A 25,181-nucleotide genomic window follows, 5' to 3' on the forward strand; every position below is an offset into this window, starting at 1 on the left:
AATTGATCGAGAAGGATCGAATGACATGAAAAAGCGTCTACTACTGGCGGTGACCGCCGGCCTGGGACTATTCGCCAGTGCGGCTGCCGCGCACGATTTCTTTCTCGTGCCGGATCGCTTCGCCGGCCCGAGGACGCAGCCGCTGATCGTTCACGCGACTTCCTCTTCGGATTTCCCGGCGCTCAATGTGAGTTCCCCGCAAAGCCGCGTTGGTGCGGTCCGTGCCTCGGTCGGCGGTCATCCCGCGTCCGTGACCATCCAGGACCGGGCAGCCCAGTCCCTTCGGCTGGCCGTCTCCAGCGAGCGCCCCGGCATGGCAGTGGTCACGCTGCAAACCATCTGGGGCGAGTCGAGCTGGCGGCCGGATCAGGTGGACACCTATCTGGAGGAGCATCCCTTCAAGGTTGAGGAGGTTGCGGCGGTCCGGCGCTTGCTTCCCGAAGGTTCCACGCTGAACATCCAGTCCCGCCGCCTGGCCAAGACGCTCGCCTGCTTTGAGACCTGCGACCCGACCGGGACGGGGCCGACGGGTCTGGAAGTCGAGTTTCTTCCGGAGTTCGACGCCGGCCACGCGTCGCCAACGCGGTTCCAGCTTGTCAGAAACGGCCAGCCGCTGACGTCACACCCTGTCACCGTGAGGTTCGGGCACGGGCAAAGACATGAAGCGATGACCGATCAGGAGGGCCGGCTGAGCCTTCCCGAAGGGGTGACCGGCCCTGTCATGCTCGTTGCCGCAACCCTGAACGTGCCGAGCCAAGCGGGCGGGAGGTTCGTCACGAACAACGCGTCCCTGACCTTCAACGCGACTGCAGACCACACCGGCCACTGACCTGAGGTCATCGATGGGCGGCCCCTGCTGCTGCGGTCGCGGGGGCTCGCCCTCTTCCGGTGGGACCTCTCGCGAGCCTGGGTCGTCCATCGCACGACGCCACCCGGTCTGACTGGAGCCGCATCCCGGCCTGCCATGTTGGAGCGACGCCTTTGGACCGGCGCGGCGACCGGCTTCCTGATCGCGCTCCAGCCGATCCGACCACACGGACCTTTTTCACCGGATCATGACGAGAGCTCAGAGGGGGAGTGCGATCGGACGAGGGGACTGAACGTCCGCTGCGTAAGACGATGAGTGAGCGGGACATCGCCTGTCCGCCGGGCCGCGAAGCATGACATCCATATCGCCGACGACTGAAGGCTATCCCGTCGATCTACGAGCCCTCACGAGCCTGCGGGCATTCCTCGCCATGGGCGTAGTTCTGTTCCACTACCAGCTGCAGTGGGACCCGGCACTCGGCTATAGCCCGATCATCGAACGCAGCCGACTGGCGGTCGACGCCTTCTTCATCCTGTCCGGTTTCATTCTGTTCCACGTCTATGGGCCGTCGTTCGCGGACGGGACGTTCAGCTATCGGCGCTTCATCGTCGCGCGGCTGGCCCGGCTATATCCGCTGCACCTGATCATCTTGCTGGGAGTGTTGGCCATCGTCGCCAGCGCGTTCGCTATGGGCGTTGGCTTCGATGCGAGCACTTACACCGTCGCGGGATTCCTCAAAACCCTCATCCTCGTTCAGGCCTGGTTTCCCGACGCCGTCGGGAACAACTGGAGCGGCCCGAGTTGGTCGCTATCGGCTGAGTGGTTCGCCTATCTCCTGTTCCCCGCGTACGCCCTTCTGGCCACCAGGCTCGGCCGCCGACCCTGGCGAATGCTTCTGGTGGGCGTGATCGGCTATGTCGTGATCGACACCGTCTACGGAGCGCTCTTCGGCAAGACCCTGCCGCGCGCCGAGGTCAATCTGGGCATCTTGCGTATCGCCCCGGCCTTCCTGATTGGCATGGCGCTCCACGGCTTGGGCCACCGCCTCACCGTCAGCCGCCGCCGGGCCGTCGCGGCGACCTTCGTCTCGACGATCCTGCTCCTGACCGCGATGCAATTGTCTCTCGACGACAGGATCGTCGTCGCGCTGACCGCCCCTCTGATCCTCAGCCTGTCCCTGCTCGGCCGCACCGGCAGCGAAGGCTTTCTCGCGTCCCGGCCTCTGGTCTTTGCTGGGGAGGTCTCGTTTGCCCTCTATTTAGTCCACATGCCCATCGTCGTGGCCTGGAAGGGCATCGTGGCAGAACTGCGCGGCATCGACAGCGCCTTCCGGATCACCCCCGCTGAACTGACGGGCTTGTTTGTGGTGACGGTTCTCGTCGCGATCGCCCTCCATTTGCTGGTCGAGAAGCCCGGCCGCCTGTGGGCCCGCTCCCGGCTGGATCCAGACCGCAAATCGGTTGTTGCAGTGTGAAGCTAGGGCTGGCGCTTTGTTTGGAGTTTGAGCATCCATGCGTCCGCGGCCCTAGTGTCATCGCACATCGCCAACCCCATCCACGTTGTGCGGCTGCGATATGTTCGCAACGACGCCGAGGAGACCCTGACAAATGACGAACTCCGGGATCTGATGAACCCGGTGCCCCCGTCGTGCCGCCACATTCTGTCTCGCCCCGGGTCGTACGCCTGAGTCCAGGCGGAGCGATCATCCACGCTTGGGCATCGCGAGGCTGCCGGACGCCTGGAAGATTTCAAGCGTCTGCGGATTTTCCGCGCCCTCTAGCGAACGGCCTCTATCGCGTAAGAAAAAGCCGCGCCCAGGACCGAGCGCGGCTCTCGCAACGGCAAGGGTCTGTGGGTCTAGTGAACCATGAACCGAACGGTCCCGTTCATCTCATGGCCATCTGCGCCCTGCGCCGACCAGGTCAACACATGATTGCCCTTGCCGATCGTCGGCAAAGGCACGCTGATGGTCATGGCCGGTTCCGCAGCCGGAAGGGCGACGTCCACGGCGGCCTCATCACCCGTCTTTACGCTGAGCGTCGTCAGACGCATGGCATGCGGAAAGGTGGCGCTGAAAGACGTCGGCGCCACAGCGCCCATCCAGCCGTCGCTCGGGGTGGTTTGCACCCCGGAGGCCGGGGCGCTCATCGCCATCCCCGACATGTCGTGGCCGGCATGAGGGTTGGACGCCGTCTGGGCATGAACCGCGCCGGCGGCGGTCGTCATCGCCAGTGCGACGGCCAAGGTGATCAAGGTACGCATCGGGAAGGCTCCTTTAGTTCGGTGAATGATCCATGCCGGGCATCTCGGCGGGCATGTTCGACATGTCGTGCTCCGCCGGCGGCGGGGAGGCGGACGGCGAGGCTCGCTCGCGGTTCGGAGCCGGAGCGCGAGCGGCCGGGCCCGACGTCGCGGTCTGCGACGGCGCGGCCGGAGCAGCCCCCGGCGTCGGCTCGGACGCGACGGCGGGTGGGGCTTCGACAGGCACGGGCTGGGCTTCGGCCGGAGCCTGGGCTGGGGTGTCCGCCGCCGGCTGGCAGGCCGCCAGCGCCGCAGCCGAGGCCAGCAGGCTGATGGTCAGTATTCTCATAGTCTTCTCCTTCGGTTCAGAACCAGGCCCGGAGGCCGACCACGATCCGCGTGTCCTCTGAGCCGCGACCGGAGGCCTCCAGATAATCCGCAGTTCCGCCAAAACTCTTCGACCATTCGATCCCGACATAGGGCGCGAACTCCCTGCGGATCTCGTAGCGGAGACGGGCGCCGAGCTGGACCGAGGTCAGTCCGGTCCCCATTGCAAGCTCGGGGACATCTGAAGCCGAGAAGGCGACCTCGACGCTAGGCTGCAGGATCCAGCGGTTGGTAATGCGCTGATCATACTCAGCCTCCGCCCGCGCCGTCAGCTCTCCCTTCGTCGACAGGAAGGCGGCGGCGTCGACCTCGAACCAGTAGGGTGCAAGCCCCTGGATGCCGACCACGAGGTCCGTTCGGTCGGCGCCCTCGGGCCGGTAGGTCTGGCGCACACCGGCCTGCACGTCAAAGAACGGGCGGATGGCACGGCTGTAGAGCGCCTGAAGCTCAGCTTCCTCCAGACCGCCGCCGAACTCGCCCTCCCCTTCCGATTTCCACCAGAAACGATTGATGTCGCCACCCGTCCAGCCCTGAGCATCCCAGGAGTAGCTTTCCTCACCGTCTGAAGAGCCCGCTTCCAGTTGGTCGATGATTACGGCGGTCGTCCTGATATCGCCGTTCTCCACGAGAAGCTGCGCGCGCGACGCCATCATCTCGCTCGGATCGAACAGCAGGTCCGCCGCATGGGCGGGCCAACCGAGAGCGGCCACGGGGATAGGGTCTTGCGGCGGCCGGCCGGGATTATTCGCGCTCGTGGGGACGTCGGGCGGCATCGCCATGGCCCCCATCCCGGCCATGTCGTGGCCGGCGTGAGGATCCGATGACGACTGCGTCGGCATCTGGCCCATATTCATGGTGGACATGTCATGACCCGCCGCCGAGGTAGCTGGCGTCGCGGACGTCTGCCCCGCGGTCATACCTGACATGTCATGGCCTGCATGCGGATCGGCGGCAGGCTGAGCGGGAGCCGGAGTTCCCATGTTCATGGTGGACATGTCGGGGCCCGCCGCCGGAGTAGCCGGCGTCGCGGGCGTCTGCCCTGCGGTCATACCCGACATGTCATGGCCTGCATGCGGATCGGCGGCGGGCTGAGCGGGAGCCGGAGTTCCCATGTTCATGGTGGACATGTCGTGACCCGCATGCGGGTCGGCGTCAGGCTGGGTCGGAGCCCCCATGTCCATCGTGGACATGTCGTGGCCGGCCATCGGCGCCACGCGTTGCGGTACGGTTCCAGGCGGACAGACTGGCGCACCGGGTGCGCCCACCCTGGAGAGGTCTCCATCCGGCGCCCCGCGACGCACGCAACCTGTCGGCAGGGGAACGGCCTGGACCCTGGCCGCCGGGGTGTGACCAGCATGCGACTGCGCGTAGGCCGGAGCGGCCGCGAGCAACAGGGGTACGAGAGCTACAGCAGTCTTGATCACGAGGCTGCTCCATCCAACGGACGCACGGTGACGACGTTGAACATGCCGGCATGCATGTGCATCAACAGGTGGCAGTGGAAGGCCCAGTCTCCGGGCGCGTCGGCAGTCAGGTCGAAGGTGACCTTGCCCCCCGGCGCCACATTGACCGTATGCTTCAAGGGCTGGTGGCCTTCCGGCCCGCCCGTGACGAGTTCGAAGAAGTGGCCGTGCAGGTGGATCGGGTGCGCCATCATGGTGTCGTTCACCAGCGTGACACGGACGCGTTCGTCGCGCTCGAAGCGGATGGGCTCGACCAGCTCGGAGAATTTCCGCCCGTCGAAGCCCCACATGAACCGCTCCATGTTCCCGGTCAGATGGATCTCCATCGTGCGGGAGGCCGCGCGCCGGTCCTTGTTCGGCGCGAGAGACACCAGGTCGGTATAGACCAGCACCCGGTGCGGAACGTTTTCCAACCCCGTGGGACGCTCTCCCAGACGGTTGATCGGCGACATGTTGACCATATCGACGCCGACGCCGACTGCCATGTTCGGTGGCGCGTTCTCCGGATCGCGCATGTTCATGCCCGACATCGAACCGTGGTCCATTCCGGCCATGGCGTCCGGGCCCTGCGTGCCGCTCATCGCGCCATGGTCCATACCAGGCATGGACCCGTGGTCCATACCCGCCATCGAGCCGCCGCCATGGTCCATGCCGGCCATTCCTCCCATGCCCATATCGCGCATGGTCAGGTTGGGAACCTCGCGTAGCGGCGGAACCTCCGCCGTCATACCGAGACGGGGCGCCAGAGTGGCCCGCCCCATGCCCGATCGGTCGATCGCCTCTGAAACAATCGTATAGGCGCGGTCCTCGGTCGGCCGGACGATCACGTCATAGGTTTCGGCCACCGAGATCTGGAACTCGTCGGTCTCCACGGGCCGGACGTTGTCGCCATCGGCCTGGACCACGGTCATCGCCAGTCCCGGGATACGAACATTGAAGATGGACATGGCCGAGGCGTTGATGACCCGAAGGCGGACGCGCTCGCCCGGCCGGAACAGGCCGGTCCAATTTTCTTCCGGGCCATGCCCGTTGATCAGATAGGTATAGGTGGAGCCGTTGACGTCGAGAATGTCCCGGGGGTCCATGCGCATGCCCCCCCACATCCGGCGTTCCTCCAGGCTCATCCGGTCGCTGCCGTCGATCAGGCCGGTAAGCGATGTCCGCTGGCGATTGAAGTAGCCCGGATTCTTCTTGAGCTTTTCGAGGATTTCGTGGGGGTTCATGAAGCTCCAGTCCGAGAGCACCAGCACATGCTCTCGATCGTAGCCGACGGGGTCGGCCCCGGCCGGATCGATAACGATCGGACCATAGTGTCCCAAAGCTTCCTGCAGGCCGGAGTGACTGTGATACCAGTAGGTCCCGGACTGGATGATCGGGAACTCATAGACGAAGGTTTCGCGAGGCCGGATGCCGGGGAAGCTGACGCCAGGGACGCCATCCATCTGGAAAGGCAACAGCAGGCCGTGCCAATGGATCGAAGTGTCCTCGTCCAGACCGTTATGAACCGCGAGACGGACGTTCTGGCCCTCACGCAACCGCAGCAACGGGGCGGGAAGGACCCCGTTGATCGTCGTCGCCATAGCGGTTCGACCGCCAACGGTGAAAGGCGTGTGTCCGATGGTTAGGTCCACATTGGGGCCGGTCAAGGTCGGCAGATCCGCCCTCAGCCCCTGCGATCCGGTTTGCGCCCACGCGGGCATCAGGCCCTGCAGGGCCAGCGCGCCGCCGCCAACGGCCGCGCCACGCAAAAGGGCTCGACGATCGAGCTTCATACCTTACTCCGTAATCCTGTAGCCGACGTGCGGACGCCGACCCTCTGAAGTACCTACGCGTCCAGGACGCCCATCCCTCGTGACAGGCTGCCGCAGCCTGCTGACGGAAATCGACCGCCGGTCATCGGTTCCGCGTCGGCTCACAGGGTCATCCCCTGGGCGGTCAGAACCTCGGCCAGCTTGCGCCTTGCGCGTGCGACGCGCGTTTCGACCGTCTTGACGGACACCCCGAGGATGGCGGCGGCTTCGGCCTGGCTGCGTTCCTCGATCGCGGTGAGAAGAAGCGGCTCCTTGAGCTGCGGCGGAAGGTCGGCGATGGCTCTTTCGAGGCGACCCGCGTCCTGAGCCGCCTCGTGTTCCGCCTCAGGGTTCCGCGCCGTGTCAGGCACGGCGAGCGCTTCCGTATTCCCCAGGTCGCTCACACCAATCAACCAGCGCCGAACGCGCCGTCGTCGGCTCCAGTCCCGGCATTTGTTGATCGCGATCGTATGCAGCCAGGCTTCAAACGGTCTTTCGGGATCATAACGACGAATGGCCAGCCAAGCCGCCGCATAGGCCTCCTGAACGAGATCATAGGCTTCTTCGGCATCTCCGACGTAGCGGCGCACGAAGCGATAGAGGCTCGCCTTGGTGGCCGTCATCAGCTCCCCGAAAGCGGCGACGTCGCCCTCGGCGGCCCTTGCGGCGAAGCTGTCGGGCTCGCTCACCGAGGCTCAGTCGCCTTCTGTCGACAGGGCCTCGACGATGCGCCTATCGAACCGTTCTGCTTGGGCGGGCGTCATGACCGTGCGCATCTCGAAAATGTGGGCGATGGTTTCCTGCTGAAGGTCGCCCATGGCGTCGTGAAAATGGTTGACGGCCGGCTGGACGCGGCGACTGTCGCCGTCACTGGCGGCGATCGCCCCCGCAAGTTCGCGGTTGGAGGCCTGAACCCGACGCTCGAGGGTCACCCGTCGGGCCGCGAAACGGTTCTCGATCTCTTCGATTCGCTCCAACTGGCTCTTGTCGAGGTCGAGATCGCCGTGGACGATCTCGTGCAAGGACGGTTGGGTGTGACGTTTGAGAATCCAGCTTGCCCCGCCCCAGGCGCCAGCTCCGCTTGCTGCCACCGCCAGCGCCGCCGTGAGCGCGATCGACTTCCAGCCTGCCGACATCAACCGGCCTCCAGACGCGCCAGAGGCGAAAGCGAAGCCGAGGTGAACACCGCCATCTCCGAACGGGGCGGCTGCAACAGGGTCGCGCCGACGCCACCGTTCGCGATGCCCACGCTCAGCGCGAACGCGACCGCAACGACCCGGAATCGCGTCTGAGCCCGCTCGGAGCGCAGTTCCCTGACCCGCGCCCAGACGCTCGTTTCCAAATCATCCAGCGAGGCTCCTCCGGCCGGCGCGTGCGTCAGCCAATCATCCAGCTTGTTCATGATGCGTCGCCTTATTCCACGCCCCCATAAAACACTACGCGGTGCAGGATCGAGCCCCTCGCTCCGGCCGCATCGATATTTCGACACAAACCGGCGAGGGGCGCATCTCGTCCGCGCGTAACACTCCAATAGCAGGCATTTGGCGGGAGGGGCGAACGATGACGGGGCGTTGGATCGCGATCGTTCTGATCTTGGGCGCCCTGTTCGAGGCCGCCACGCCCGTCAGCGCTCACGAGGACCATGCGCCCTCCTCCGCCGTCGCGGCGGCGGCCGGACCCGCCGGAATGGCGGGCATGGATCACGGCATGGAGATGGACGGCCCGCCCAAACCCATTCCTCAGCGCGTCGTCAGCTGGCTCGGTCGCTGGCATCCGGCGGCGATTCACTTCCCGATTGCCCTGTTCCTCGCCACCGGCGTGCTCGAGGCAGCCGCCTTGTCGCGGCGCCGGGCATGGCTGGCGGACGGCACGCGGGTGCTCATAGGTCTGGCGTCGGTGTCGGCGATCGGCGCGGCGTCGCTCGGTTGGCTCGCGATGGGACTGCCCGGCCCTGGGGAGGATCTCACTCACACACTTCATCGCTGGATCGGGACCGGCATCGCAATCGCCGGCCTCCTGGCCTGGTGGGTCAAAGAACGCACCATTCAAACCAACCGGCCCGCCTGGGCGAGACCGGTCTACGCCGTGCTTCTGGTCTCGATCATCGCCGCCGTCCTGCTCAACGGCTTTCTGGGGGGAGTGCTGAGCCATGGCGTCGACCATCTCCGCTTCTAGGCGCCATCCTTTCCCCGACGTTCTGGCGCCGCTGACCAGTGTGCGGTTCTTTCTCGCTCTCGGCGTCGTGCTGTTCCACTACCAACTGGCCTGGACCCTGCCGCCCGAAGCCTCAGGTCTGCTTAACCGCGCCCGTCTCGGGGTCGACGTCTTTTTCATCCTCTCCGGCTTCATTCTGACGCATGTCTACCTGCAGGGAGATCAACCGCCGTCCTTTCGCCGCTTCATCGTGGCGCGCTTTGCCCGCATCTATCCGGCTCATATCTTCATCCTTCTTGGGATGCTGGCGCTCGTCGGCGGCGCGAACTTGGTCGGCGTCGGATTGGAACCGGGCCGTTTCAACGCGCCGGATTTCATCCAGACCCTGTTACTGACCCAGGCTTGGCTTCCGCGTCAGTCGATGACCCTGTGGAACGGCCCGGCCTGGTCCCTGTCCGCCGAATGGTTCGCCTATCTGGTCTTCCCGGCCTACGCCTGGATTGCGTTGCGCCTGCGTGAACGGCCGCTTGTGCTGGTCGGTCTGGCGATCGTCAGCTTCGGTGTCATCGACTTCCTCTACGGTCGCGCCTACGGTGTCGTCCTGCCCCGCGCCGAAGACAATCTCGGCATCCTGAGGATCATCCCTGAATTCCTCTACGGGATCGGCCTTTACTATCTCGGGCAACGCGTCCGCCTCTCGGCCCGAACCGCGATCACGGTCTGCATCGCCATGACCCTACTGCTGTTGGTCGCGATGCAGATCCCATTGGACGACCGGGTGATCGTGGCTCTGGCCGGCCCCTTCCTTCTGTCGCTCGCCCTGCTCGCAAAGTCGGGCGTCAGGATCTTCCTCGACCGACCGGCTTGGCTTTTCGCCGGCGAGGCCTCCTATGCGCTCTATCTCGCGCACATCCCGATCCTGATGGTCTGGCGCAACGCGATCCAGGCTCTGACAGGGCTGGATGGCTCGTACCGCATGGGCCTTCCTGAGCTCGCGGTCCTGCTCCTGACCACGCTCGCCGCAGCCGCTCTCATCCATGTGCTGGTCGAGCGACCCGGCCGATCCGTGATCCGTCGATGGCTGGACCGCAAAGCCCTCGCTTCGCCCGGCGAGACCCGTCGAAGCCTCAACAGCGACCAAGGAGAACCATTCTGATGACGCGCGCCTTCATGATCTTGGCCTTCGCCCTGACGGCTCCGGCCGGTGCGGCGTTCGCCCATGACGAACCCGCCGCAGCGACGGTGTCGCGCGCGGCCGCCGAGCCGGCCCAGGCGTTGCAAGGCTATCGTGCCGCCATCGAGGCGCTCGACGGCCGGGCGGGCGCCGCCTTCTTCTGGCCCGAGGGACAGGTGCTCGAGCAGGGCGGTGTGGAAGGTTCCTACACCAACTATCTGTCGCACCATCTCGGGCCTGAGTTGGAGGCCTTCTCGGCGTTCAGCTTCAGCAACTATGACGTCGATCTCCGGACGGTCGGCGATATCGCCTACGCTACGGAAACCTACAGTTACCGGATCTCCTTCAAGGATTCGAGCCGTGCCGCCATCGAACGACGCGGCGTCGCAACCAGCGTGCTGGAACGGCGACGCGGCGAATGGCGCATCATCACCTATCACTCCTCCTCGCGCACACCGCGTGCGGGTGGCTGACGCCGGGCATAGCCCCCCTTGCTAATCGGCGAGGTGGCGGACCGCTTGCGGTCCGCCCCGTTAACCGTTTCAGAAAGTCACATCATGTCTCATTCCACGATCTTTGCCCGTCGCGGGTTTCTTGGCTCTGTCATTCTGGTCGCCGCCCTCCCGACTATGGCCTGCGCCCGGCTTCGCGACCCCAGTGTGATGACGGTCTACAAAACGCCGACCTGCGCGTGTTGCGACGCTTGGGTGGAACACCTTCATCGGGCCGGAATTCGTACGACAATCAACGTCCTTCCTGATCTCCGTGGCTTGCGCAGCAGTCACGGGATGCCGGAGGCGCTGGCGTCATGTCACTCCGGCCTGATCGACGGATATTTCATCGAGGGCCATGTACCGGCGGAGGATGTGCGTCGCCTCCTTACCGAACGCCCCGACGCCGTCGGCATCACCGTTCCGGGAATGCCGCTAGGCTCGCCGGGGATGGAAACCGACGCCGGAGATCGGGACGCCTACGACACCCTTCTGGTCCTCAGATCCGGCGAGACGCGTGTTTTCGCTAGCCACAACGCCTGAAGGTCAAGATGAAGACGCTCCGTATCTCGACCCAGTTGCACAAATGGGTGGCTCTCGCTGTCGGCATCCAGGTTTTGTTCTGGGTCGCGGGCGGACTGGTGATGACCGCCATTCCGATCGAGACGGTGCGCAGCGAACATCATGTGCGCGAGCGTCCGCCGACAGCGCTGGATCTCGCACAGGTCCGCCCGGTCGCGGAGATCGCAAACGCGCGCAGCCTGACCCTGTCAAAGGCCGAGTTGCGAGAGACGCCCCGCGGACCGGCGTGGATGCTGAGCCCTGTCCAGGGCGCTGCGCTGACGGTGTCGGCACGCACCGGTGAAGCGTTTCCCACGATGACGCCGGACGTCGCTCGCAGGATCGCAACCGAAGCCTACAGGGGGCAGGGCGCGGCCACCGGCGCGACGTTGCTTGCTATAGCGCCCCAGGAAACGGGTCGCGAGGGCCCGATCTGGCGCGTGGATTTCGACGACATGGAGCGGACCACCTTCTATCTGTCGCCCCAGACGGGCGAAGTGGTTACACGTCGATCCAATGTCTGGCGCGTCTACGACTTCTTCTGGCGCCTTCACATCATGGACCTGGAGAAGGGCGAAAACTTCAACCATCCGCTGATCATCATCGTCACCTTCCTGACCTTCACTATCGTCATCACCGGTTTCATCCTGCTCTGGATCAGACTGGCGAGAGATTTCACCCTCTGGCGCGCTCGCCGACGCGATCCGCGCTGAGGCACCGCGTCGATCAACCCCGTTTTCCGCACGCCTCATCCTCAAGATGATCCGATGACCGCGTCCACGCCGCCGACGACCGTACTGCGCCCGCCCCCGATCGGCCGGGGCGGTTGGCTGGATGCCCTACGCTTCATCGTCGGTGCGATGATCGTCCTCTACCACTTCCGCAACGTCGCGCCGCTGCCCTTGCCTGATCTTCATCCGGTTTTTGATCGCGGCTATTTGCTGACGGACTTCTTCATCATCGATTCCGGCTATGTCCTCGCGCGGGTTTACGCCGACAGGCTCGCGCAGCACCGCATCCCGCTGCCCGCCTTTTACAAGCAGCGCTTCCTGCGAGTCGTGCCCGCGCACATGGCCGTGAGTCTCGGCTTGGCCGCGCTCGTCCTCGCCGCTGCCTTGGCCGGGCAAGCGCCCAGCCATCCGGAATGGTTCGACTGGTCCTCATGGCCCGCCCAGTTTTTCCTCGTGCAGGCCTACGGCGTTCCGGGGGGCGAAGGCTGGAACGCTCCGACCTGGACGCTTTCGGCGCTTCTGGGCTGTTATCTCGCCCTGCCTTTCTTGGCGCGCGTGGCCAAAGACCATTCTCCGTGCTTGATCCTCGCGGCGGGCATCGGCGGTCTGCTGCTGGCGAATCTCACCACCCATGCGCTCTTTGGCCTGCCCGTCTACGAAATGCCGTTGCGTCTGGGTTTCGTTCGGGCGTTTCCGCTCTTCGTTCTCGGCGTAGCCGTCGCCCTTTTCGCCCGTCAGGTCTACTGCTCTCCGCGGTTGGCCGTGGCGCTGACGGGTCTGGCGCTCATTGGTCTGATCCTGCTGCAGGCGTGGGGGCGCTATAGCCTGCCCACGCTGGGCCTGCTTACCCTGCTGATCTTCGCCGCCGGGGCCCTGCCCGTCCGGCGGAAGTCGCGGGTGGTCGAGCATCTGGCGCTGATGGCCTTCTCGATCTTTCTGACGAACGAAGTGGTGAGGATCGCCTGGTTCGGCGTTCTTGACGCCGCCGGCTGGTCTGGATGGAGTCCGGCGGCTCGTTGGGCCGCCTGGGCCGCCGGATTGGCAGCCGCATTCATCGCCGCAGCGATGTTCCGGTATGGGTTCGACCGGCCGACACAAGCCTGGGTCAACCGGACCGAAAGCCGTAGAGGCGGCCTTCCGGATCAGAAGAGCGAGCCCCCCGCACCAGCGCTCTGAGGCGGGGGGGCCCTCTTACATCACCATGGCGGCCGGCGGCGCCTGGGTGCCCATGATCGCCACGGCGAACAGGAGGGCGAGCGCGAGGCCGCTCTCGAGGACCAGGCTCCTGCGAAGCCGCTGGAGCGCATGTGGGCGCGCCCAGTCGTCATCGAGGCTGGCTCCGAGGTTGGGGGTCAAAACGAACCGGTTCGAAGCCGCCAGCAACAGCATCAGGCCAAACACCGCGAGCTTGAACAGAAGGAGCCAGCCGTAGGGCGTCGTCACAAGCCCTGGAAGCCCGTCAATACCGATGAGGAACCAGCTATTGATCAGGCCGGTCGCCGTGAGCAGCGCGACGGCAAGGGTGCCCAAACCTGAAAACCCCTCAAGCGCGGCGTGGGTCAAGGGCGCTCCGGCGGCATGGCCGTGTCGGGGGCGGAGCATCAGGGTCAGGGCGGCGAGGCTGCCTAGCCATAGGCCGGCGGCGAGTGCGTGCACGACGTCAGCAACGAGATGCGGCCAGCGCCCGGCGCCTTCGGTGGCGCCGCCGTGACCGGTCCAGGCGAGGCTCGCAGTCACGACGCCGCCGAGGATCATCAGGCTCGCCCAGGCCGCGCGCGAAGGCTTCAGGATCACCACCAGCACAGCGGCCAAGGCGGCTCCGGCCGCACGAACAAGGAAGGCGATGCCGAGGCCGGTGCCAAGTGCGACGTAGGACAGGGATTCGGGTTTCAAGGCCTCGCTGACCGAGCCGGCCATGACCGCGGTCTGAACGACCAGGGCGGCCAGGGCGGCGACGCTCGTAAGGGCGCCAGCGATCGCGAGTGTCGTTCGCGGCCATCTTTCGATGGCCGCGTTCGACAGGGGCATCCTGAACGCGAAGAAAAGGGGGACGCCAAACAGGAGGGTAGCGCCGATATACTGCCCCAACCTCAGCAGGATGACCGTTGTTTCCATGGGATCACCGAACGACGAAGTTGGTGGTTCCCGTCATGCGGTGACCGTCGGGCGAGGCGACCCGCCAGTTGACGGTGTAAGCCCCGGCGGGCAGCGCACGCGCAGGGGCGCCGGACACCGTCTTGCCATCGTCGGAGACTTGCGTCCGCACCGGGATCGTCGCGCCGGCCGCATTGACCACGTCGAAGCCCGAGAAGGCCGGCACCATGCGTTCGCTGAAGGTCAGGGTGATGGTGCGCGGAGCGCTCACCGTCGACCCGGCCGCCGGAGTCGCCGACACGAGACGCGCATGCGCATCGGCCTGACTGGCGAACAGAGAGAGCGCGGCGATGGAAGCCGCGAAGGTTGCAATCTTGAAGCGGGTCAACTGTAACTCCTTTGGAACTCGACGCCCCTACACCTGATACGCGGACGGCGGACATACCCCTCAACAAGTCGGCGACTTCTATACCGCCCGAACGCCCGCGTCGCTGAATCCCAGTCAGGTCTCCGCCAGGAGCGCTTTCATTTGAGCGATCTCCTCTCGTTGCGACCTGACGATGTCGTCGCACAGGGAGACGATCCGTGGATCACTGAGCTTGGCCTGCTCGCACATCAGAACGGCGCCGGAGTGATGCGGGATCATCGATCGAAGGAACTCGTGATCGCCCACGAAAGCCTGTGTCCGCATGCCCCAGAACGCGAACAGGAAGATTACGACCGCGCCCGCGGCGATGGCGAGATTGACCTTGCCCGAGGGGTACATGCCGCGCATGAAGCCCAACATGAGCAGGCCCATGGGCGCGACCATCATCAGGGTCATGTAGACGTTGTTAAGGTTGAGATAGAAATGATCGAGCGAGGCGATCATCGTATACATCACCAGAAACATGATGACGAAGTCGATGCCGATCTCGATAAAGAAACTCTTGTAGAGGTTCTTTCCTTGCTGATGCTCTTGCATGATGTCCTCCTTCTGCTGTCGCGAGGCTCAGTCTCACCAGACACTCGCGCGAGCGTCCGCGACATTGGTCGCGACATGATGCGGAAGGCGGCGTCCACCGGACGACGCGAACCGGTCATTTGGCTTGCCGGCCATCAAAAGTCATACGCGCGGGGGCGACGCCGCACTCGCCGCCAGGCTGGTTTATTTTCCAACGGCGCGAACATTCATGCAGGCAACCTGCAAAATGACACCGCCATAGGAGACGAATTTAATGTCCGGGTAGACTCTCCGGGAAGCCTAGCCGTAGGTTTCATGCTGGCGGGTCCCGGAACGGATAGACGCTGATCCTGAGCCGGGGGACGCTTTGCGTCGGCGGCGATCAGGGCTGAAACGCCCGGCTTCCGTACAGAAGTTCCAGGCCCGCCCCCTTCCCTCCGCGGCCCCCTCGTGCGGCGTTCAGTCGCTGTCCGGATCGATGATGCCGGCACGTACCGCGACCGCAACCGCTTCGATCCGGGTCCGCACCCTGAGCTTGGCGCAGGTCTTCTCGAGGTAACTGTCCACGGTCCTGTGCGAGAGGCCGACGATCTGCCCGATATCGACGGAGCTCTTGCCGCGGCTGACCCAGAGCAGGCATTCGGTCTCGCGCGCGCTCAGGGGCGTCATCGGTCGAGGTTCTGACGGGGATGCACAGTCCATGGCTGCTCCTTGACGTGTTTCGCGCACGTTGGGCGGGAATCCCCATTTCAGGCAACGACAGTGAATTGCGGGCCGCCCGCAATAATCTTGCGGAACGAAGGCGCCAGCTCCCGCGCACCCAGCCGACTTGCGCGCCCGCCGCCTTTGATTCATGGTTCGCCTGCCGGCGTCCGCGCTGGTGGGGCCTGGAATCCCCTGTGCGACATCTGATCATCGACGACCCCGCGCCGCGCGCGGATGTCGGTTGCCGACGGCTCCGGAGGCATGCGCTCGCGCGCGTGCGCCCGGTCGCGCGGCCGCGCCGGGATTCCAGACCTCTCGTGAAGAGGCCGGAGAGGCGTGGTGACAGAGGCGAAACAGCTCGGCGTGGATGGACGGGACGGCCTGAACCGCCTGTACCGGCAATACGCCCCCTGGCTGAGCCGTCGGCTGCGGTCGCGCATTGGGCCGGACGACGCCGCTGACGTGGTTCAGGAGACCTACATCCGCGCCGCGCCCTACGCCCTGGCGGACATCCGGCATCCGAAGGCCTTCCTTCTGCGGATCGCCATGAACCTTCTGCGGGACGAGCGCCGACGGCAGTCGCGCCAGCCGCAGCAGAACGAGGCCGAAGCGCCTCCGCAAGGCGAGGCCGCGACCCAGTTCGACGAGCTTCTTCTATCGCAGGTCATCCATTCGATGCCGCCGCTCTACCGGAACGTCTTCGTTCTCAACCGCTTTGGCGGTATGACTTATCCAGAGATCGCCCGGACGCTCGAGATCAGTGTGCAGACGGTGCAATGGCGAATGGCCAGGGCGATCGAGTACTGCGCGTCTCGGCTGGACCTTTAGGCAAGACGGATGACGATCGAGGGTGACGTCGACACGAGACGGAAGGAAGCGGCTGACTGGTTCGCGCGGCTCAACCAGCGCACGGTCACGACTGCGGATGTGAGAGGTTTCAGCGACTGGCGTCGCGATCCTGAGAACGCGCGCGCCTTCAGCCGTGTCGAGGCGATGTGGGAGGCTGCCGGGACCCTGGCGAAAAATCCCGATATGGCCAACCTGACGCGGGAGGCTGCAACGGCGGCCAAGCCCGTCCGGAAGCCGAGGCTGGCGACGGGCCGTCTGATCCCGATCGGGGTCGTCGGCGCGCTGACCCTGGCGCTGGGCGCGGGCGGCGTCCTGTGGATGTCGCAGCAGCCGACGCGCTACGCGACCGCGGTCGGCGAGCAACGCACGATCCAGCTTGAAGACGGATCGCGCATCATCCTGGACACCGGCTCCGAGGTCGCGGTGCGGTTTACCGGAGGGCGTCGCTCGGTGACGCTCAACAACGGCCAGGCGATGTTCGACGTCGAAGGCGATCCGGCTCGACCCTTCATCGTGGCCGCCGGCGACACCCGGGTGACGGCGATCGGCACCCGGTTCGACGTGCGCCGATCGGGGGCGGGCGCCCGCGTCATTCTCGTCGAGGGTCGGGTCGACGTCAGACGAGAGGCCGCGGCGGACGGCCGCTGGGCCTTGTCGCCCGGTCAGGAGGTCACGACCTCGGCGCCCCGCCCGACGATCGCCACGGCCAATGTCCCGGCCTCCACGAGCTGGACCAGCGGGCGGCTGACGTTCGAGAACACGCCCATCGCCGAGGCTGTGGCGGAGGTGAACCGCTACAGCCGCGAGCCGATAGAGCTCCGCGACAGCCGGATTTCCTCGGTGCAGGTCAGCGGTGTCTTCAACGCCGGCGACATCGACGGCTTCGTGGCCGCACTGAGCGACCTTTACGCCCTCCAGGCCACCAGGGCCGAGGATGGCCGCATCGTCCTCAGCGGACCCGCCTGAAAATTTATCCGTACCCGACTTAGAGGAAACCCCGCGACCCAACGTCTCCTCCCCGTCCCGCACATCCGCGGGTAGAAAAACGGGGGATGGTCATGGGCCAAGGATTCACGTCGACCGCGCTTGCCGCACTGATGATGGGCGTCGCCACGCCGGTCATCGCACAGTCGAGCGATGTCGCGCGCCGCTTCGAGATCGCGGCTGGCCCGCTGGATCGCAGCCTTCCTGAGTTCGCTCGCCAGAGCGGGCTGCAGATTCTCTATCCCAGCGCACTCGTGGCGGGGCGGCAGTCGCCCGCCGTCAACGGCGACCTGACGTCAGAGGCGGCGCTCACGCTGCTCCTTCGCGATTCCGGACTGACCTATCGCCAGAGCCGCCCGACCGTGTTCGTCCTCGTCGATCCCTCGGCCCGCGCCGAAGCGTCCGGGGTCGAGGCGGTTGAGCTCGACGAGGTCGTGGTCACCGGCACCTATCTGCGCGGAGCCGACAGCCCGTCCCCCGTGACCGTCATCACTCAGGCCGACGTCGCGCGACAAGGCCGGGCGACCGTCGCTGAAACATTGGCCGCTATGCCGCAGAATTTCACCGGCTCAGCCTACGAAGGCTCGGCCAATACCGGGGCCGACCGCTCTGGGCGCAACATCGGATCCGCGACCGGCGTCAATCTCCGTGGCCTCGGGGCCGACGCGACTCTGGTGCTGGTCAACGGGCGACGGGTCGCCGGAACGGGCAGCGCCGGGGACTTCGCGGACATCTCCAACATCCCGTCCAGCGCCATTTCGCGGGCCGATGTCCTGCTCGACGGCGCCTCGGCCCTCTATGGCGCGGACGCGGTCGGCGGCGTGGTCAACATCATCCTCAGATCCCGCTTCGAAGGCGCAGAGACCCGGGCCCGCGTCGGCGGAACGAGCGACGGCGGCGCCGAGGAGTTCCTCTTCTCCCATGCTGGAGGTCTAAGCTGGGGAAGCGGCAGCATCGTCGCCGCCTACGAGTATCACGATCGCAGCGAGCTCCAGGGGGCAGACCGCGACGCTACCGCAGACGCCGACCTGCGCCGGTTTGGAGGAACCGATCGCCGGCTCCTCACGGCTTCACCCGGAAACATCGTCCGCCTCGACGCCGCCACCGCGACCTACATTCCGCTCTTCGCGATTCCTTCCGGCCAGAATGGCATTGGTCTCGCGCCCGGCGACTTCCTGGCCGGGCGGATCAACAGGACGAATCAACTCGAAGGTCAGTGGTTCCTGCCGGATCAGAAGCGTCAGAGCGTCTTTCTGGCGGCGAGGCAGAACCTCCCGGCCGGGTTCAGCCTGGACGGCGATGTCCGATACACCGAGCGAGACTTCTTCCTGAAGACCAGCGCGGACGCGGGGACCTTCACCGTCACCGCCGCCAATCCCTACTTCGTGTCGCCGAACGGCTCGACCTCCCATGACATCGCCTACTCGTGGGTCAACGATCTGGGACCGGGCGTGTCCGAAGGGAGCACCGAGAGCGTCGGCGGTGCGATCGGTGTATCGGGCGGACTCCTCGGCTGGAATGTCTCCGCCTACGCCAGCGGCGCACAGGAGATCACCGACCGCCGTCTGTCCAATCGTGTGCAGACAACCTTCCTGCAGGAAGCACTGGGCGCAAGAGCGGATCTACCGACCACGACTTTCAGGACAGCGACGGACGGATTCTTCAACCCGTTTGGCGGCCCGGCCGCGAACTCCGCGACGATCCTGGCGCACATCGGCTCGGGCTACACCGATACCGACTACGTCAGCACGGTGTCGTCCTTCAACATCAAGACGGATGGGACGGTCTTCGAGTTGCCCGGTGGTCCGCTGCAGGCTGCGTTCGGCCTGGACTTCCGCGCCGAGCGGTTCGAGTCGGGTGGCGAGAGTTTTCTGTCCGGAACCGCTCCGCGCGTGACCGCCCCGATCTCATTCGAACGAGACGTTTCCTCCGCTTTCGCCGAAGTCCGCGTTCCGATTTTCGGCCCGACCAACGCCCGCCCCGGCCTGGAACGGCTGGAACTGTCGCTGGCGGGGAGAGTGGAAGACCACGAGGGTGTGGGGAGGACGAGCAATCCCAAGCTCGGCGTGCTCTACGGCCCAACGCCCGATCTGGTGTTGCGAGCTTCCTGGGGGACGTCTTTTCGCGCGCCATCCCTCAGGGAGTTGCAGAGCACCTATCAGATCGGCCCGTCGTTCCTGAACCGCGGCGGCGGCAACGTCCTGACCCTCATCCAGTACGGTGGAAACCCCGACCTCAGACCGGAAACCGCGGAGTCGATCACAGCGGGCTTCGTCTGGACGCCGGCCGCCTACGACGGTCTCCGCCTCGAAGGCAGCTGGTTCCGCACGCAGTTCAACGACCGCATCGGCAATCCGGTTCTTCAGAACCTCGTCAACGCGCTGAACGACCCGGCGCTGGCCCCCTTCGTTCGCTATGTCACCCCGACCACGTCTGCGGATGACCGAGCCCTGGTCCAGTCGCTTCTGGACCACCCCGGCAACTTCAATCCGACGGTCTTCCCGGCGACCTCCTACGGCGTCATCGTGGACAATCGTTTCGTCAATGCGGCGAGCGTCGAAGTCGAGGGACTGGACTTGTCCGCGCGCTACCAGTTCGATCTCGCCGCCGGTCAGGCGATGATCGACACGACCATCACCCATCTGCTGACCAATAATCGGCAGATCACCGCGGCCTCCCCCACCGAGCACCTGCTCGGGGATCCGAACTTCCCGGCCAGATGGCGGGGGCGTGCCGGAACGCAGTGGATCCGCGGTCCGATCACTCTGGGACTGGCCGCGAATTATGTCAGCGGCGGCACCGACCCGTTGACCAATCGCGGGATCGACGACTGGACCACCTTCGACGGTCAGGTGCGATACGATTTCGCGGCGGGTTGGGGGGAAGATCTTTCGCTCAGCCTCAATGTGCTGAACCTCTCCAATGCGGCGCCGCCCTTCTACGACTCCCCCAACGGTCTCGGTTTCGACGGCGCCAATACCAATGCGCTCGGACGCCAGGTCTCCCTCCAGCTCGTCAAGCGCTGGTGATCCGACATGCGCATCACTGTGTTGTGCGCGCTTGGCGCGCTCGTGCTCGCATGCCCGTCGCGCGCTGTTACGGAGCCCCTCACCCTCGACACGCTGCTCGGCCTGGAGACTTTCGGACGGATCGAGATCGATCCCTCGGGCTCTGTCGCCGTCTTCGAGGAGCGGCGCGCGCGTGGAAATCTTCCGCAGTACGATCTGCAGCCCGAAGGCTTTCTCCGGTACGCAAATCTTTACCGGCTTGACCTCGACAGACCCTCCGGGATCAAGCCGCTGCTGCCGATGGAAGAGGACGCGGGCTACACCATGGGGCCCTTCTCGCCCGACGGCTCTCAGCTCGTCGTGTATCGTCTCCAGGGGCACGTGTTCCGGCTCGGCATCGTCGATCTGGGAACCGGAGTCGTCGCCTGGAGCGACCTCTCTCCCGAAAGCGGCGCCTGGGGGCGATCGGTGCAGTGGATCTCGGACAGCGAGCTGCTGGTGCTCGGTATGCCTGACGGCGATCTGCCGCCGCGCCTCGCGATCCAGATCGTCACCCAGACCCGCCTCCCCGATCTGTGGGCCCGGGCCGCACGGGGTCAGTCGGCCTTCGTGTCCGCCGGCCAGGGGGCGCCCGAGGAAATCCGCGAGTCCCGCATCCTCTGGCGCGTGAATGCGGATACGGGCGCCGCCACGGTCCTGACCGACGGCGACTTCCTTGACTTCGAAGCCTCCCCGGACGGGAGCCATGTCGCCGTGCTCAAGGACGGCCCTCTGGCCGCTCCCCCGGGCCTGGACGCCTCGACCGAGTTTCGCCGGGCGCGGTCGTTGCGTCTGCTGAACACGCGGACGGGTTCGTGGGTAGACCCGCCCGAGGCCGTGGACATCTCCACCAGCCTTCTCGGCTGGTCGGCGGATTCCTCGGCGTTGCTGGTGAGCGTCGTCGGCGCCGATCCTGCCCGTCTCCTCTCGATCTCGCCGACTGGCCAGGTTCAGGATCGAACTCCGACCGGCGTGTCGCCGGACAAAGAGCCCGACGTCTTCGGAAGCCCGACAGCGCACGCGGCCTGGCTTGGCGGCGAAGTCGTCGTTCGCGGCGCCCGCGACGGGCAAATGGCATGGTGGTCCGGACGCGGGACCGGGGTCGTCGCTGTGAACAGCCTGAGCAACACAGCGCGCGTGGTCGCCCGTGGACGACAGTCCGCGCTTTTCGAGGATCGAGGGCGCGTCCTTCGCCTCAGCTCCGACCTGTCGTCCGAGGATCTCGGCCAGACCGGCAGGATTTCACGCTCTCTCGGCATCTTCGGGTACAGACGCCAGACCGACCCGATGGGCGAGAGTGCGACGGAGGTGGTGGGAGACGGCGGCCGGTTGTGCCGGGTCTTCGCCGATGTCCAGGCCCAACCGCCGGCATGCGTGGCTGCGAGACCCGGCGCCAGCGTCAGTTGGGAGCGCAGGGTCAGCGTCGGGATCGGAAGTGAAGGTCGTCAGCTCAACCAGCTCGAGGTCCGCAGTGACGCGGGTTCCGAGGTCGTAAGGCGTCTCAATCCGGAGCTCGACACGGTCTTTGTACCGGAGGCCCGCCTGATCACCGGTCCAGACGGCGCCCGGGGCTGGCTGTTCCTGCCCGAGGCGACCTCCGGTCAACCGCCACCGGTGATCGTCATTCCCTACCCCGGAACGACCTATTCCACCGCTCCGGCAAAGATGCGCCCGGAGATGGTGCAGATGACCCAGAACGGGGGGCTGCTTGTCGCGGCGGGCTATGCGGTCATCTACCCCGATCTACCGACGAACGCCGAGCCGTCGGTTGGTATCGCGGACAGGATTCTGGCCGTTGTCGACGCCGCCGCCGCCGACGGTTCGATCGATGCCGATCGGATCGGGCTCTGGGGTCATAGTTTCGGAGGCTGGTCGGTCATGATGAGCGCCGCCCAATCGCCCCGTTTCAGCGCAGTCGTAGCCCTCAACGGGCCCTACAATCTGCAACTGTCTCTTGCCGACATGGCCCAGAGCCAGCGCATCCTCGGCGGAAACACCATCGACGCCGTAAGTGGCGCGCGATGGCTCGAAACCGGGCAAGCAGGGATGCTCAGACCGTATTGGATGGATCCCGAGCGATATCGGCGAGGCAGCCCCTTCGAGCAAGCCGACCGCATCAGGACCCCGATCCTTCTTTTCCACGGCGAGTTGGACTTCCTCGGGTTTCACACCGAGCAGATGTACGCCGCACTCGTTCGTCTCCACCGACCGGTCGCGTTGACCTATCTGTTCGGCGAGGACCACAGCGTTCACAACCCGGGTAACGCCCGGGTCTACTACGATCAGCTGACGGCCTGGTTCGACCAGTATCTCAGGCCCGACGAGAGGCGATCCGGGCCTTCCACCGCCGAAGCCAGGCTTCGGTCAGCGCCAGGGTGAGCAATCGGGAGAAGCCACCCCGCCAGACCAGGGCCTCGCGGGTCATTTCGTCCGCGAGCCCCCGAGGCAGGAGCTCCGCTGCGGCCAGTTCCCCTTCCAGGAGATAGCCTCGAAGGAAATCGAGCTTGCCGGCGACGGCTTCACCGTAGAACGCGCCCAGCTCTCCCTTGGAACGTCGATGGAAGATGGCGGCAGGGATGGCGTCGGCATAGGCTGCCCGCGCCGCAGACCGGTCGCGTCCTCCCCATGTCAAATCGACGGAGGACCAGGCGAGCCCCGCTTCCACAACAGGTTGGCTGAGAAGCGGGTTCACGCAGGGCCCATTTCGGCTCCGAACCGCGTGCCCCTGGAATGCCTGGGAATTCACCAGTCCAAGGATCTGCATCACCTTCCCTGGAGGAACGCCCTTGAGCGCTTCGAGCCAGGGATGCCGCCGCTCACGCAACGCAAGGGAATGAGCGCGTCGCGTCTGCAACCAGGTTCTGGGCCAGAGCGACTGACCGGTCCATCGCGCAGCATCATGGAGAACCTGTGCCCGCGCGCGCATGCGCCGTTCCAGCACTTCGTCGAAAGCGATCAGGAACGTCGGCATCTGGAAGAACACCACGTCACCGCCCTGGCCGGTCAAAGAGCCCCAGGCGCCCGAACTTTCCACACGACCCGCGATGTCGTCATTGTAGTCAGTATCGATATCGTTGGTTGCCGGCCGAAAGGCGTCTGTTGATCGAGCCAGACGCGCTGGAGACAGGGTCAGGCCGCTGCGCCTCACTGCCGTCAGGTCGTATCCGTGCCGTTCCACGACGGGCCGCGCGAACGCCCGCTCGTCGCCTTCCGGATCGCCAACGAAGTGATTGACCCATTGGGCGACGCGGGCACGCTGTTGATCCGTGAGCGCGCCGGCCACGATCGCCGAATCCAGACCTCCGCTGACCTCGGCGATCCACACCCGCTCTCCGGCCAGCGCCTGGACCGTCCGATCGACCACTTCACGAAGGTCGGGTCGCGCCTTCTCCCTGGCGTTCCGATAGATGTCTGCGGGGCTCCAGATTTGCCGGGAAGCGACGCCGCCTCGGCCAGCGACCGTGAGACCGCCTGCCGCGACCGGTGTGAGTCCGGACAACGCCAGTTCGTGGCGATAGCCGCCACCTCTTGCGAGCAGCCCCCGCATCGATTGCCAATCGATGGCGAGCTCGTCGGGCAGCAGGCCGTCCAGGGCGGGCGGCGCGGTCGGCGCCACCACGCTCACGCCGCCCTTGCGCCACACTACGGCCTCGACGGCTCCAGAGGGGTCTCGCAGAATCGCCGCGCCACCGGGGGTCCGCCGGATCAGGACGTAGCGTCCCCAGTGGGTGGAAACGACTGTCGCTGCTTGCTTCGCGTCGAGCACACGGCAGGCCAGAACGCCGCGTTCGGCCGCCGACAACGGACAACCAGTCTGGTCGAACATCTCTCCGACCACGGCGCCGTGGCCGTCGAGAGCGGCTACGATCTCAACCCGGGACGTCGCGGGCGCGTAGACGGCGATGAAGGGGTGAAAGACGCGGCGACTCCAGCCGGCCCCGGCGAGGCGTCGAGCCACCTTCTGGCTCAGCGCCTCCAGCGCCGCCGCATCGTCTCCCACCAGAACGACGTAGGCGTCCGCGCTCATGGTCACATCACCATGATCGGCCGGTAGATGGTCAGGGTGTCCGGCGCCTGGCTGACGCAATGGTCCCCCACCTGGAGCCAGCAGTGCGCGAGGAATGGCCACACCCGCACGCCGAAGACCCAGTCGGCGTCGAGGTCGGCGGCGTTCAGGAACCGGAGCAGGAGCTCGGCCTGAAACAGACAGGCGCCGACGACAGGCGCATAAGGAAGCATCCGGTGAAACACGCCGACCCTCGCCGCGATTGCGGCCAGGTCGTCACGACGTCCGCCACGTCCGGAGACATTCTGCGACAGCGCCTGCAGCGTTGGCTTGCGCCGAGCCGTATCGGCCCAGAGCAGCGCGAACGTCGCCATGTCTGCGGTGGAAGGCGTTCCGACCTCGACATCCGGGAGACGATGCAGCGGGATCGGCGGCGGTGGGCGGCGCGGACCCGTTGGCGCATCCGCGTGCAGCAGCTCGTTCGCCGCCAGATCGAGCATGAGATCCATTGGGGCCAGCAACGATCCGCCGTCCACCTGGACCTGACTGCAATCCGGAACCAGCAGATAGCCGTCCGTCGAGAGGTCCAGCAGAACGAGATCGGAGCCCGCCTTGGCGGCGTACACCGTGTCGGCGAGTCGGCCGCGCTCGAGATGGTCTCCGAACGAAGGCGAGACGGCGGGCTGCATGAAGGTCCTTGAAGCTGAATGCGGTTGTCGCTTGGCTTTCCTGGGGCGGCAGATCGGGCCGTCA

Annotated in this window: 25 protein-coding genes; 12 read left to right on the forward strand and 13 right to left on the reverse strand. The window is 65.8% G+C overall.

Going from position 1 to position 25,181, the window contains the following annotated elements; all coding sequences use genetic code 11:
- The first annotated feature begins 25 nt into the window (after positions 1-25).
- Complete coding sequence (locus BVE01S_RS06065) at positions 26-829, forward strand: DUF4198 domain-containing protein (RefSeq protein ID WP_244878361.1); 804 nt, start codon at positions 26-28, stop codon at positions 827-829.
- A gap of 331 nt (positions 830-1,160) precedes the next feature.
- Positions 1,161-2,282 (forward strand): acyltransferase family protein, encoded by a 1,122-nt coding sequence (locus tag BVE01S_RS06070; RefSeq protein WP_084375313.1) that lies wholly within the window; start codon positions 1,161-1,163, stop codon positions 2,280-2,282.
- A 383-nt stretch (positions 2,283-2,665) separates the two neighbouring features.
- Here BVE01S_RS06070 and BVE01S_RS06075 read toward each other — a convergent pair whose 3' ends face one another.
- From BVE01S_RS06075 to BVE01S_RS06105, 7 genes are all read right to left on the reverse strand, one after another.
- Positions 2,666-3,070: a copper resistance CopC family protein gene (locus BVE01S_RS06075; protein ID WP_066625498.1), complete on the reverse strand. Its 405-nt coding sequence runs from the start codon at positions 3,068-3,070 to the stop codon at positions 2,666-2,668.
- Positions 3,071-3,083: 13 nt separating this feature from the next.
- Positions 3,084-3,398 carry a hypothetical protein gene (locus BVE01S_RS06080; RefSeq protein ID WP_066625501.1) on the reverse strand — a complete coding sequence of 105 codons (315 nt, stop codon included), beginning with the start codon at positions 3,396-3,398 and terminating at the stop codon, positions 3,084-3,086.
- A gap of 16 nt (positions 3,399-3,414) precedes the next feature.
- Entirely contained in the window at positions 3,415-4,641 is a 1,227-nt protein-coding gene (locus BVE01S_RS06085) for a copper resistance protein B (RefSeq protein WP_244878364.1), read from the reverse strand.
- Between the two features lie 215 nt (positions 4,642-4,856).
- Positions 4,857-6,671, reverse strand: a complete 1,815-nt coding sequence (locus tag BVE01S_RS06090) for a copper resistance system multicopper oxidase (RefSeq protein ID WP_066625504.1) — start codon at positions 6,669-6,671, stop codon at positions 4,857-4,859.
- Between the two features lie 140 nt (positions 6,672-6,811).
- On the reverse strand, positions 6,812-7,378 hold the full coding sequence (locus BVE01S_RS06095; protein ID WP_066625507.1) for an RNA polymerase sigma factor: 567 nt from the start codon (positions 7,376-7,378) through the stop codon (positions 6,812-6,814).
- Between the two features lie 6 nt (positions 7,379-7,384).
- The gene (locus tag BVE01S_RS06100) at positions 7,385-7,825 is read right to left on the reverse strand and encodes a Spy/CpxP family protein refolding chaperone (RefSeq protein WP_066625510.1); all 441 of its coding nucleotides are present in this window, start codon (positions 7,823-7,825) and stop codon (positions 7,385-7,387) included.
- Positions 7,825-8,091, reverse strand: a complete 267-nt coding sequence (locus BVE01S_RS06105) for a hypothetical protein (RefSeq protein ID WP_066625513.1) — start codon at positions 8,089-8,091, stop codon at positions 7,825-7,827. The genes BVE01S_RS06100 and BVE01S_RS06105 overlap by 1 nt, the downstream gene beginning before the upstream one ends.
- Positions 8,092-8,249: 158 nt before the next feature.
- Here BVE01S_RS06105 and BVE01S_RS06110 point away from each other — a divergent pair, with 158 nt between their 5' ends.
- From BVE01S_RS06110 to BVE01S_RS06135, 6 genes are all read left to right on the forward strand, one after another.
- Positions 8,250-8,864, forward strand: coding sequence for a DUF2231 domain-containing protein (locus BVE01S_RS06110; RefSeq protein ID WP_066625516.1), 615 nt, complete (start codon positions 8,250-8,252; stop codon positions 8,862-8,864).
- On the forward strand, positions 8,839-9,999 hold the full coding sequence (locus BVE01S_RS06115) for an acyltransferase family protein (protein WP_066625527.1): 1,161 nt from the start codon (positions 8,839-8,841) through the stop codon (positions 9,997-9,999). Before BVE01S_RS06110 ends, BVE01S_RS06115 begins: the two co-directional genes overlap by 26 nt.
- Entirely contained in the window at positions 9,999-10,490 is a 492-nt protein-coding gene (locus tag BVE01S_RS06120; RefSeq protein ID WP_066625530.1) for a YybH family protein, read from the forward strand. Before BVE01S_RS06115 ends, BVE01S_RS06120 begins: the two co-directional genes overlap by 1 nt.
- A gap of 84 nt (positions 10,491-10,574) precedes the next feature.
- A complete protein-coding gene (locus BVE01S_RS06125) occupies positions 10,575-11,051 on the forward strand; it encodes a DUF411 domain-containing protein (RefSeq protein WP_066625810.1) in 477 nt (158 codons plus the stop codon).
- 8 nt (positions 11,052-11,059) lie between these two features.
- A complete protein-coding gene (locus tag BVE01S_RS06130; protein WP_066625532.1) occupies positions 11,060-11,782 on the forward strand; it encodes a PepSY domain-containing protein in 723 nt (240 codons plus the stop codon).
- Between the two features lie 54 nt (positions 11,783-11,836).
- A complete protein-coding gene (locus BVE01S_RS06135; protein WP_066625534.1) occupies positions 11,837-12,976 on the forward strand; it encodes an acyltransferase family protein in 1,140 nt (379 codons plus the stop codon).
- 15 nt (positions 12,977-12,991) lie between these two features.
- On the opposite strand, the gene copD is transcribed toward BVE01S_RS06135, so the two are convergent.
- From copD to BVE01S_RS06155, 4 genes are all read right to left on the reverse strand, one after another.
- Positions 12,992-13,915, reverse strand: coding sequence for a copper homeostasis membrane protein CopD (gene copD, locus BVE01S_RS06140; RefSeq protein WP_066625536.1), 924 nt, complete (start codon positions 13,913-13,915; stop codon positions 12,992-12,994).
- A 4-nt stretch (positions 13,916-13,919) separates the two neighbouring features.
- Positions 13,920-14,282: a copper homeostasis periplasmic binding protein CopC gene (gene copC, locus BVE01S_RS06145; RefSeq protein WP_066625539.1), complete on the reverse strand. Its 363-nt coding sequence runs from the start codon at positions 14,280-14,282 to the stop codon at positions 13,920-13,922.
- 114 nt (positions 14,283-14,396) lie between these two features.
- A complete protein-coding gene (locus tag BVE01S_RS06150; RefSeq protein WP_066625542.1) occupies positions 14,397-14,858 on the reverse strand; it encodes a DUF305 domain-containing protein in 462 nt (153 codons plus the stop codon).
- Positions 14,859-15,296: 438 nt separating this feature from the next.
- Positions 15,297-15,506: a response regulator transcription factor gene (locus tag BVE01S_RS06155; RefSeq protein ID WP_205618608.1), complete on the reverse strand. Its 210-nt coding sequence runs from the start codon at positions 15,504-15,506 to the stop codon at positions 15,297-15,299.
- A 375-nt stretch (positions 15,507-15,881) separates the two neighbouring features.
- On the opposite strand from BVE01S_RS06155, the gene BVE01S_RS06160 reads away from it, so the two are divergent.
- The 4 genes from BVE01S_RS06160 to BVE01S_RS06175 all read left to right on the forward strand — a co-directional run bounded on the left by BVE01S_RS06160 (position 15,882) and on the right by BVE01S_RS06175 (position 22,801).
- Entirely contained in the window at positions 15,882-16,370 is a 489-nt protein-coding gene (locus BVE01S_RS06160; protein WP_026108284.1) for an RNA polymerase sigma factor, read from the forward strand.
- Positions 16,371-16,379: 9 nt separating this feature from the next.
- Positions 16,380-17,357, forward strand: coding sequence for a FecR family protein (locus tag BVE01S_RS06165; RefSeq protein ID WP_066625545.1), 978 nt, complete (start codon positions 16,380-16,382; stop codon positions 17,355-17,357).
- Positions 17,358-17,449: 92 nt separating this feature from the next.
- Positions 17,450-20,404 (forward strand): TonB-dependent receptor, encoded by a 2,955-nt coding sequence (locus BVE01S_RS06170; RefSeq protein ID WP_169802113.1) that lies wholly within the window; start codon positions 17,450-17,452, stop codon positions 20,402-20,404.
- 6 nt (positions 20,405-20,410) lie between these two features.
- On the forward strand, positions 20,411-22,801 hold the full coding sequence (locus BVE01S_RS06175; protein ID WP_066625549.1) for a S9 family peptidase: 2,391 nt from the start codon (positions 20,411-20,413) through the stop codon (positions 22,799-22,801).
- Here the strand turns inward: BVE01S_RS06175 and BVE01S_RS06180 are convergent.
- Together BVE01S_RS06180 and BVE01S_RS06185 are read right to left on the reverse strand one after the other, a co-directional pair.
- The gene (locus BVE01S_RS06180) at positions 22,734-24,449 is read right to left on the reverse strand and encodes an asparagine synthase-related protein (protein WP_066625551.1); all 1,716 of its coding nucleotides are present in this window, start codon (positions 24,447-24,449) and stop codon (positions 22,734-22,736) included. The genes BVE01S_RS06175 and BVE01S_RS06180 overlap by 68 nt on opposite strands.
- Positions 24,450-24,451: 2 nt before the next feature.
- Positions 24,452-25,117, reverse strand: coding sequence for a lasso peptide biosynthesis B2 protein (locus BVE01S_RS06185; RefSeq protein ID WP_066625554.1), 666 nt, complete (start codon positions 25,115-25,117; stop codon positions 24,452-24,454).
- Positions 25,118-25,181 lie beyond the last annotated feature (64 nt).

This window comes from Brevundimonas vesicularis NBRC 12165 (genome assembly GCF_001592205.1).
Lineage (GTDB): Bacteria > Pseudomonadota > Alphaproteobacteria > Caulobacterales > Caulobacteraceae > Brevundimonas > Brevundimonas vesicularis.